At 69.6% G+C, this 10,204-nt stretch carries 9 protein-coding genes; all 9 read right to left on the bottom strand.

The genetic code is table 11. The features are described from left to right. On the bottom strand, window positions 1-123 hold a 123-nt coding region (locus QSG27_RS13990), incomplete at its 3' end, for an FAD-binding protein (RefSeq protein WP_306707108.1). 45 nt (window positions 124-168) lie between these two features. Continuing rightward, window positions 169-996: a universal stress protein gene (locus tag QSG27_RS13985; RefSeq protein ID WP_306707107.1), complete on the bottom strand. Its 828-nt coding sequence runs from the start codon at window positions 994-996 to the stop codon at window positions 169-171. A 27-nt stretch (window positions 997-1,023) separates the two neighbouring features. After that, window positions 1,024-1,923 carry a hydroxymethylglutaryl-CoA lyase gene (locus tag QSG27_RS13980; protein WP_306707106.1) on the bottom strand — a complete coding sequence of 300 codons (900 nt, stop codon included), beginning with the start codon at window positions 1,921-1,923 and terminating at the stop codon, window positions 1,024-1,026. Between the two features lie 2 nt (window positions 1,924-1,925). Continuing rightward, on the bottom strand, window positions 1,926-3,932 hold the full coding sequence (locus QSG27_RS13975) for an acetyl-CoA carboxylase biotin carboxylase subunit (RefSeq protein ID WP_306707105.1): 2,007 nt from the start codon (window positions 3,930-3,932) through the stop codon (window positions 1,926-1,928). Window positions 3,933-3,937: 5 nt separating this feature from the next. Further along, the gene (locus tag QSG27_RS13970; protein ID WP_306707104.1) at window positions 3,938-4,720 is read right to left on the bottom strand and encodes an enoyl-CoA hydratase/isomerase family protein; all 783 of its coding nucleotides are present in this window, start codon (window positions 4,718-4,720) and stop codon (window positions 3,938-3,940) included. A 16-nt stretch (window positions 4,721-4,736) separates the two neighbouring features. After that, complete coding sequence (locus tag QSG27_RS13965) at window positions 4,737-6,344, bottom strand: carboxyl transferase domain-containing protein (RefSeq protein WP_306707102.1); 1,608 nt, start codon at window positions 6,342-6,344, stop codon at window positions 4,737-4,739. Window positions 6,345-6,372: 28 nt separating this feature from the next. Continuing rightward, the gene (locus QSG27_RS13960; protein WP_306707101.1) at window positions 6,373-7,506 is read right to left on the bottom strand and encodes an acyl-CoA dehydrogenase; all 1,134 of its coding nucleotides are present in this window, start codon (window positions 7,504-7,506) and stop codon (window positions 6,373-6,375) included. An 85-nt stretch (window positions 7,507-7,591) separates the two neighbouring features. Then, a complete protein-coding gene (locus tag QSG27_RS13955; protein ID WP_306707099.1) occupies window positions 7,592-8,773 on the bottom strand; it encodes an acetyl-CoA C-acyltransferase in 1,182 nt (393 codons plus the stop codon). A gap of 23 nt (window positions 8,774-8,796) precedes the next feature. Next, window positions 8,797-9,969, bottom strand: coding sequence for an isovaleryl-CoA dehydrogenase (locus QSG27_RS13950; protein WP_306707098.1), 1,173 nt, complete (start codon window positions 9,967-9,969; stop codon window positions 8,797-8,799). Window positions 9,970-10,204 lie beyond the last annotated feature (235 nt).

Below are 10,204 nucleotides of genomic sequence, written 5' to 3'. Positions count from 1 at the left end.
CGACAGCTCCTGCCCGGCTTCATTGGCGAGCTGTTTCAGGCGGATGGCCGCGCTCAGGCCCGACGGGCCGGCACCGACGACGAGGACGTCGTACTCCATCACCTCGCGCGGGTCGCGAGCCATCTCGTCAGCCATTTCTTCTTCTTTCCTTTTTTCGTGCAAACAACGTCAGTGCGACAACAAAACGGGAAGGGTCATCTGGCGCAGGATCTGGCGGGTGTTGCTGCCCCGCCCGAACAGCGGGAACAGCGATCCGCCGTAGCCGCCGAAGCCGCCCATCACCAGAAGATCGGCGCCATGGTCCGACGCGCGGGACAGGACGGCGTCCATCGGCGTCATGCTGGCGATGGTCATGCGCTCCTGCGTGGCCTTCACGCCGTGGCTCGCCAGATGCTCCAGGATGTCCACCTGGGGCACGCCGCCGCCCCCTTCCGCCCGCGGCTGGCTGTGGAAGGCGAGCAGCAGCACGGAATTCGCCTGCTTCAGCAGCGGCAGCGCGTCGTTGACGGCACGGGCGGCCTCGCGGCTGCCGTTCCAGGCGATCACCGGACGGTCGCCGAGCTGCGCATAGCTTCCGGCGTGCGGCACGACCAGGATCGGGCGCCCGGCGTTCAGCACAACCTCTTCGATCAGGTCCGCCGGGACGCGGCTGTCGTCCGGATCGTGCTGCCCGAAGACGGCCAAGTCCACGTAGCGCGAGCAGATCACCGTCTCGGCGATGACATGGCCGTACTCGCCGTGGCTGAGCTGCCACCAGCGCGTCGTCACGCCGGCCTCGCGGGCCTTCTCCTCGAAGAGGTCCCGCGCCCGCTGCGCCGCCTGGGTCAGCGCCGGGCCGGCCTTGCGCGTGACGATGCCGGCGCCGGAACTCTCGCTCTGGGCGAACAGGCCGGTCAGCGCGGCGCCATGCTTCTGGGCCAGCGTCAGGGCGACGTTCAGCCGTTCCTCGCAGCGGTCGCCGTCGTCCAGATGCACCAGCAGGTTCGTGAAGCTCATGGCGCCCTTCCCTTCCCTCGTCCGATGTTACGCACAGCCCCGCGCACGGGCGACCTTCGAAGCGGTCGGGCGGGCGATGGCCTCGCTGATGTAGGCCCCCGCCGCCACCAGCCGGTCCAGGTCCACCCCCGTCGCGACGCCCAAGCCGTTCAACATATAGAGCACGTCCTCGCTCGCCACATTGCCGGACGCCCCCTTGGCGTAGGGGCAGCCGCCGAGCCCGGCGACCGAGCTGTCCACCACCGCCACGCCCATCTCCAGCGCCGCCAGGATGTTGGCGAGGGCCTGACCGTAGGTGTCGTGGAAATGCACGGCAACGCGGTCCATCGGCACGCGCTCCGACACCGCGGCGATCATCGCCTGGGCCTTGGACGGCGTGCCGGTGCCGATGGTGTCGCCGAGCGAGATTTCGTAACAGCCCATCGCCAGCAGCCGGCCCGCCACCTCGGCCACCGCCTCCGGAGCGATCTCGCCCTCGTAGGGGCAGCCGAGCACGCAGGAGACGTAACCGCGCACCGGCACCCCCTGCGCCTTCGCCTGTTCCAGCACCGGAACGAAGCGGTCCAGGCTTTCGGCGATGGAGCAGTTGATGTTCTTCTGGCTGAAGCTCTCCGACGCGGCGGCGAAGACCGCCACCTCGTCGGCCCGGGCGGCGAGCGCGCCCTCCAGCCCCTTGGCGTTCGGGGTGAGCGCCACGTAGCGCACGCCCTCCCTGCGCCGGATGCCGGCGAAGACGTCAGGCGTGTCGGCCATCTGCGGCACCCATTTGGGCGATACGAAGCTGCCGGCCTCGATGGCGGTCAGGCCGGCCTCGGTCAGCCGGTCCACCAGCCCGATCTTCACCGCGGTCGGAACGATCTGCTTCTCGTTCTGGAGGCCGTCGCGCGGGCCGACCTCCACCATGCGGACGCTCCTGGGCAGGCGCATTCTCATCCCCCCTCCGCCACGTCGAGGACCAGCAGGTCCACGCCCTCGGACACCTGATCGCCCGCCGCGAAGTTGACGGCGCTGACCGTGCCCGCGGCGGGGGCCTTGATGGTGTGCTCCATCTTCATCGCCTCCAGCAGCATCAGCGGCGCGCCGGCCTCCACCGTCTGGCCCGGCTCGACCAGCACGCGGACGACGGTTCCCGGCATCGGCGCGGTCAGGCGGCCCGAGCCGCCCTCCTGCTCCGCCGCGCGGGCGGTCGGGTCGTCCAGATGCAGGCGCCACACCGCTCCGTCCGACAGGATGGTCAGGTCCAGCCCCTGGCAGACCACCGTGGCGCGGGTGCGCACCGCGTCGATGGTGGCGGTCAGGGTCTCGCCCTCCAACGTCACCCGCTCCGCCTTGATGGCCGGGCGGCCCTCCACCTCGATCTCATAGCCGTCGGGACGGAAATGCAGGGTCAAGCTGCGCGGCGTGTCGCCGTCGAGCAGGCGCAGGTCGTGGTGGTTGTCGTCGTTGAGGCGCCAGCCGCTGGCCGACAGCCAGGGCGACCACGGGTCCGACGCGGCGCGGCGGGCCTTGCGGGCGTCCGCGTTGCGGCGCAGAAGCACGCTGAGCGCCGCGATGGCCAGCCCGCGGTCCGGCACCGGGGCCGGCGGGGGAAGCAGGTCGGCGCGGTGCCGCTCGATGAAGCCGGTGTCGATCTCCACCGCCCGGAAGGCCGGATGGCCGGCGATGGCGCCCAGGAACCCCACGTTGGTGGTCACCCCGACCACCTCGTAGGCGGCGAGCGCCACGCGCAGACGGCGCAGAGCCGCGTCGCGGTCCTCGTCCCAGACGATCAGCTTGGCGATCATCGGGTCGTAGAACATGGTGACCTCGTCGCCCTCGCGGACGCCGGTGTCCACCCGGACATGCTCGTTCTCGGCGGGCGGGCGCAGGCGGACCAGCTTGCCGATGGCGGGCAGGAACTCGCGCTGCGGGTCCTCGGCGTAGAGGCGCGCTTCGAAGGCGTGGCCGCGGCGGGTGAGCTGGTCCTGCATCAGCGGCAGGGTGCCCCCCGCGGCGACGCGCAACTGCCACTCCACGAGATCCTGGCCGGTGATCTTCTCGGTCACCGGATGCTCCACCTGGAGGCGGGTGTTCATCTCGATGAAGTAGAAGCCGCCGTCCTCGTAGAGGAACTCGACCGTGCCGGCGCCGACGTAGTTCACCGCCTTGGCGGCGGCCACGGCGGCCTCGCCCATGCGGCGGCGCAGGTCGTCGGGAAGGGCCGGGGCCGGGGCCTCCTCGATCACCTTCTGGTGGCGGCGCTGGATGGAGCAGTCGCGCTCGAACAGATAGACGCCGTTGCCGTGGGTGTCGCAGAAAACCTGGATCTCCACATGGCGCGGGCGGCCCAGATACTTCTCCAGCAGCACGCTGTCGTCGCCGAAGGCGGCCTTCGCCTCGCGCTTGGCGCCGGCCACCGCGTCGGCGAACTCGGACGCCGCGCGCACCACGCGCATGCCCTTGCCGCCGCCGCCCGCCGATGCCTTGACCAGCACCGGATAGCCGATGCGCTCGGCCTCCGCGGCCAGCGTCTCCAGATCCTGGGCCTCGCCGTGGTAGCCGGGGACCAGCGGCACGTCGGCCTGGGACATCACGCGCTTGGATTCCGCCTTGGAGCCCATGACGCGGATGGCCTCGATCGGCGGGCCGATGAAGACCACGCCGGCTTCGGCACATGCCGCCGCGAAGCCGGCGTTCTCCGACAGGAAGCCGTAGCCGGGGTGGATGGCCTGGGCGCCGGTGCGCTTGGCGACCTCGAGAATCGCGGCGCCGCGCAGGTAGCTTTCGCCGACCGGCGCCGGGCCGATGCAGACGGCCTCGTCGGCCATTTCCACATGCATGGCGCGGGCGTCGGCCTCCGAATGGACGGCGACGGTGCGGATGCCCATGCGGCGGGCGGTGCGGATGACGCGGCAGGCGATCTCGCCGCGGTTCGCGATCAGAATCTTGTCGAACATATGAGTCAGCTCCGCCACGCCGGTTCACGCTTTTCCAGGAAGGCACCGACGCCCTCCTTGCCTTCGGCGCTCGCGCGCTGGCGGGCGATGCGCTCCGCCGTGTCGCGGGCCAGGGCGTCGTCCAGCGGACGGCGCGCCACGGCGCGGACCAGTTCCTTCGCCGCGGTCTGCGAGGCCGGGCCGCATTGCAGAAGGTTGCGCACCATCACCTCGACGCAGGCGTCCAGCTCCGACGCCTGCACGGTCTGGTGAAGCAGGCCGAACCGCAGCGCGTCGGCGGCGGAGAAGCGCTCCCCCGTCAGGAAATAGCGGCGGCAGGCGCGCTCGCCCATCGCGGCGACCACATAGGGGCTGATGACCGCCGGGATCAGGCCCAGCCGCACCTCGGTCAGGGCAAAGGTGGCGGTGTCGGCGGATATCGCGATGTCGCAGGCGGCGACGAGCCCCACCCCGCCGCCGAAGGCCGGACCCTGCACCACGGCGATGGTCGGCTTCGGGCATTCGTCCAGAGTGCGCAGCATGGTGGCGAGGCCCATGGCGTCCTGGACGTTCTCCTCGTGGCTGTAGCCCGCCATCTTCTTCATCCAGCCGAGGTCGGCGCCGGCGGAGAAGCTCTTGCCCGCGCCGCGCAGCAGGATGGCGCGGACGTTGGGATCGTTGCCAAGGCTGCGGAAGGCGTCGGTCAGCCCGGCGATGACCTGTTCGTTGAAGGCGTTGTGCACCTCCGCCCGGTTCATGGTGACGGCGGCCACACCGCTGGGGGCGATGTCGATCAGAATGTCGCTCATGGTTCGCTTCCCCCGCTCACATCCGGAACACGCCAAAGGTGGTTTTTTCGACCGGGGCGTTCAGCGACGCCGACAGGCCGAGGCCGAGCACCATGCGGGTGTCCGCCGGGTCGATGATGCCGTCGTCCCACAGCCGGGCGGAGGCGTAGTAGGGATGGCCCTGGTGTTCGTACTGCTGGCGGATGGGGGCCTTGAAGGCCTCCTCCTCCTCCGGCGCCCAGCTTTTGCCCTGGGATTCCATGGCGTCGCGCCGGACCTGGGCGAGCACCCCCGCCGCCTGTTCCCCGCCCATCACGGAGATGCGGGAGTTCGGCCACATCCACAGGAAGCGCGGGGAATAGGCGCGCCCGCACATGCCGTAGTTGCCGGCGCCGTAGCTGCCGCCGATGATGACGGTGAATTTCGGCACCTTGGCGCAGGCGACGGCGGTGACCAGCTTCGCCCCGTCCTTGGCGATGCCGCCGGACTCGTACTTCCGCCCGACCATGAAACCGGTGATGTTCTGAAGGAAGACCAGCGGAATGCCACGCTGGCAGCACAGCTCCACGAAATGCGCACCCTTCAGGGCGGATTCGCTGAACAGGATGCCGTTGTTGGCGATGATGCCCACGGGATAGCCGAAGATGTGGGCGAAGCCGCAGACCAGCGTCGTGCCGTAGAGCGGCTTGAACTCGTCCAGCACCGAGCCGTCCACCACGCGGGCGATGACCTCGCGCACGTCGAAGGGCTTGCGCGGGTCGCTGGGGATCACGCCGTAGAGTTCGCGCGGATCGTAGGCCGGCTCCTGCGGTTCGCGCAGGTCCATGTCGATGCGCTTGCTGCGGTTCAGGTTCGACACGACCTTGCGCGCCATGGCGAGCGCGTGGGCGTCGTTCATCGCGTAATGGTCGGTCACGCCGGACGTGCGGGAATGCACGTCGGCGCCGCCGAGATCCTCCGCCGACACCACCTCGCCGGTCGCCGCCTTCACCAGCGGCGGGCCGCCCAGGAAGATGGTGCCCTGGTTGCGCACGATGATCGCCTCGTCCGACATGGCGGGCACATAGGCGCCGCCCGCCGTGCAGCTTCCCATCACCACGGCGATCTGCGGGATGCCCGCCGCCGACATGTTGGCCTGGTTGAAGAAAATGCGCCCGAAATGGTCGCGGTCGGGAAACACCTCGTCCTGGTTCGGCAGGTTGGCGCCGCCGCTGTCCACCAGATAGATGCAGGGCAGGTTGTTCTGCTGCGCCACTTCCTGGGCGCGCAGGTGCTTCTTGACGGTCAGGGGGAAGTAGGTGCCGCCCTTCACCGTGGCGTCGTTGACGACCACCATGCATTCCTGCCCGGCCACGCTGCCGATGCCGGTGATGATGCCCGCCGCCGGAATGTCGTCGTCATAGACGCCGTAGGCGGCCATCTGCGACAGCTCCAGGAAGGGCGATCCCACGTCGAGAAGCTGGCGGATGCGCTCGCGCGGCAGCAGCTTGCCGCGGGACAGGTGCTTGTCGCGGGCTTTCGCCCCGCCGCCCTGCTTGATCGCCCCCACCTTCTCGCGCAGGTCGGCGACCAGGGCGGACATGGCGTCGGCGTTCGTCTGGAACTCGGCGGAGCGCGGGTTCAGGGCGCTCTTCAGGACGGTCATGGCCGTCGTCCTCCCGTCTCTTCTTGTTCTACTGCATCAGGGCGCGGCTGATGACCAGCCGCTGGATGTCGCTCGTACCCTCATAGATCTGGCAGACGCGCACGTCGCGGTAGATGCGCTCCACCGGGAAGTCGTTCAAGTAACCGTAGCCGCCGTGGATCTGGATGGCGTCGGAGCAGACGCGCTCGGCGATCTCCGACGCGAACAGCTTGGCCATGGCCGCTTCCTTCAGGCAGGGCTCGCCCGCGTCGCGGAGGCTCGCCGCGTGGAGGACGAGCTGGCGCGCGGCCTCCACCTTCGTCGCCATGTCGGCCAGCCGGAAGGCCACCGCCTGATGCTGGATGATCGGCACGCCCATGCTCTGCCGCTCCTGGGCATAGCGCGTGGCGTGGTCGAGGGCGGAGCGCGCCATGCCCACCGACTGCGAGGCGATGCCGATGCGCCCGCCTTCCAGATTGGCGAGCGCCACCCGGTAGCCGCCACCCTCCGCCCCCAGCATCAGGTCGGCGGGGATGCGGCAGTCCTCCAGAACGATCTGGCAGGTGTCGGAGCAGCTCTGGCCGAGCTTTTCCTCCACCCGCGCGACCTGGAAGCCGGGCGTGTCGGTCGGCACGACGAAGGCGGTGATGCCTTTCTTGCCGGCGTCGGGGTCGCTGACCGCGAAGACGATGGCGACGTCGGCGTTCTTGCCCGACGTGATGAACTGCTTGGTGCCGTTCAGGACCCAGTGGTTGCCGTCGCGGCGGGCGCGGGTCTTGATGGCCGCGGCGTCGGACCCCGCCTGGGGCTCCGTCAGGCAGAAGCAGCCGAGCTGCTCGCCGCGCGCCATCGGCTTCAGGAAGCGCTCCTTCTGCTCGGCGCTGCCGAACTTCAGGATCGGCATGCAGCCGACGGAATTGTGAACGCTCATGATGGTGGAGATGGCGCCGTCGCCCGCCGCGATCTCCTCGATGGCGAGCGCGTAGGCGATGTGGTCGGTGCCGGCCCCGTCGAACTCCTCCGGCACCAGCATGCCCATCAGGCCGAGCCGGCCCATCTCGGCCAGCTCCTCCTTCGGGAAGGCGCCGCTGCGGTCGCGCTCGGCGGCGGTGGGCGCCAGCCGTTCCGCCGCGAAGTCCCGCGCCATGTCGCGCACCATCCGCTGCTCTTCCGTCAGCCGCATTGCTTTCCCTCCCGTAGCCGCTCCCCCCTCCCCGGCCCTCCCCCGCGAACGCAAGGGAGGGTTAGGGCGGGGGCAACACTCCCCCTTACACCAGCTCCACCGCCACCGCCGTGGCCTCGCCGCCGCCGATGCACAGCGAGGCGACGCCGCGCTTCAGGCCGTTCTTCTTCAGCGCCGCCAGCAGCGTGACGAGAATGCGGGCACCCGACGCGCCGATCGGATGGCCGAGCGCGCAGGCCCCGCCATGCACGTTGATCTTGTCGTGCGGGATGTCGAGTTCGCGCATCGCCGCCATGGCGACCACGGCGAAGGCTTCGTTCAACTCATAGAGGTCCACGTCCTTGGCCGACCAGCCGGCGCGCTCCAGCACCTTGTTGATCGCCCCCACGGGCGCGGTGGTGAACCAGGCCGGGGCCTGGGCGTGGTTGGCGTGAGCCTTGATCTCCGCGAGGATCGGCAGGCCGAGCTTCTCCGCGTTGGACCGCGTGGTCAGCACCAGAGCCGCCGCACCGTCGGAGATGGAGGAGGCGTTGGCCGCCGTCACCGTGCCGTCCTTGGCGAAGGCCGGCTTCAGCGTCGGGATCTTGGCCGGGTCGGCCTTCAGCGGCTGCTCGTCCTTGTCGACGACCGTATCGCCCTTGCGGCCCTTGACGGTGACCGGGGTGATCTCCTTGACGAAGCTGCCGTCCTCGGTCGCGCGGCGGGCGCGGTTCAGGCTCTCGATGGCGTAGTTGTCCTGCGCCTCCCGGGTGAACTGGTAGTGGGTGGCGCATTCCTCCGCGAAGGTGCCCATCAGGCGCCCGCGGTCGTAGGCGTCCTCCAGCCCGTCCAGAAACATGTGGTCGAGCACGCGGCCATGGCCCATGCGGTAGCCGCCGCGGGCGCGGTCCAGCAGATAGGGGGCGTTGGACATGCTCTCCATGCCGCCGGCCACCATGACCGTGGCCGAGCCGGCCTTGATGAGGTCGGTGGCGAGCATCACCGCCTTCATGCCCGACCCGCAGACCTTGGAGATGGTGGTGCAGCCCGCGGCCTCCGGGATGCCGGCGCCGAGCGACGCCTGGCGGGCCGGCGCCTGCCCCAGACCGGCGGGCAGGACGTTGCCCATGAACACCTCGTCCACGGCGTCCGGCGTCAGGCCGGCGCGCTCCAGCGCGGCCTTGATGGCGGCGGAGCCGAGCTGCGGCGCGGTCAGGCCCTGCAGGTCCCCCTGGAAGCCGCCCATCGGGGTGCGGGCGGCGCCCGCGATCACAACGGTATCGGTCATGGTCCTTCCCTTCCCTTCCGGCCTTACGCCGTTTCCTTGAACAGCTCGCGCCCGATCAGCATGCGGCGGATCTCGCTGGTTCCGGCGCCGATCTCGTAGAGCTTGGCGTCGCGCAGCAGGCGGCCCGTCGGGTATTCGTTGATGTAGCCGTTGCCGCCCAGCGTCTGAATGGCCTCCAGCGCCATCCAGGTGGCCTTCTCGGCGGCGTAGAGGATCGCCCCGGCGGCGTCCTTGCGGGCCGTCTCGCCACGGTCGCACGCCTTGGCGACGGTGTACACGTAAGCCTTGGCGGCGTTCATGATGGTGTACATGTCGGCCAGCTTGCCCTGCATGAGCTGGAATTCGCCGATCGGCTGGCCGAACTGCTTGCGGTCGTGCAGGTAGGGGATCACCACGTCCATGCACGCCTGCATGATGCCGAGCGGCCCGCCGGCCAGCACCGCGCGCTCATAATCGAGGCCCGACATCAGCACGTTCACGCCGCGCCCCAGCCCGCCCAGGATGTTCTCCTCCGGCACCTCGCAATCCTCGAACACCAGCTCGCCGGTGTTGGAACCGCGCATGCCCAGCTTGTCCAGCTTCTGCGCGACGGAGAAGCCCTTGAACGATTTCTCGATCAGGAAGGCGGTGATGCCGCGCGGCCCGGCGTTGACGTCGGTCTTGGCGTAGACGACCAGCGTGTCGGCGTCCGGCCCGTTGGTGATCCACATCTTCGTGCCGTTCAGCACGTAGCGGTCGCCCTTCTTCTCGGCGCGCAGCTTCATCGACACCACGTCGGACCCGGCGTTCGGCTCCGACATGGCGAGCGCGCCGATGTGCTCGCCGGAGATCAGCTTCGGCAGGTAGCGGCGCTTCTGCTCCTCGGTGCCGTTCTTGCGGATCTGGTTGACGCAGAGGTTGGAGTGCGCGCCGTAGCTGAGGCCGACCGAGGCCGAGGCGCGGGAGATTTCCTCCATCGCCACGACATGCTCCAGGTAGCCCATGCCGGCGCCGCCGTACTCCTCCTCCGCCGTGATGCCGAGCACGCCGAGGTCGCCGAACTTCCGCCACAGCTCGTTCGGGAATTCGTTGGTCCGGTCGATCTCCGCGGCGCGGGGCGCGATCTCGTCCGCGGCGAAGCTGCGCACCGAATCGCGCAGCATGTCCGCGGACTCGCCGAGGTCGAAATTCAGGGTCGGATACTGGTTCGACAGCATGGTGTTGGCGCTCCCCCCGGAGGTCTGTTCTTCGTTCCCGCCATACGGCGGCGTATGGGGCCGTACGGTAGCGTATGGAAATGGGCGTGGCAAGGGGTTGTGGGGGAGTCGTCGCGGGGAGCCCCCACCCCAACCCTCCCCCGCTCCGCAGGGGAGGGCTTTTTCTTTCTCCTCCCCCTGCGGAGCGGGGGGAGGCCGGGAGGGGGGCCCGACGCGACCACTTCCCCCCACCCCG

This window comes from Azospirillum isscasi (assembly GCF_030849505.1).
GTDB classification, from domain to species: Bacteria; Pseudomonadota; Alphaproteobacteria; order Azospirillales; family Azospirillaceae; genus Azospirillum; species Azospirillum isscasi.
This window is presented reverse-complemented; position numbering and strand designations above follow the sequence as displayed.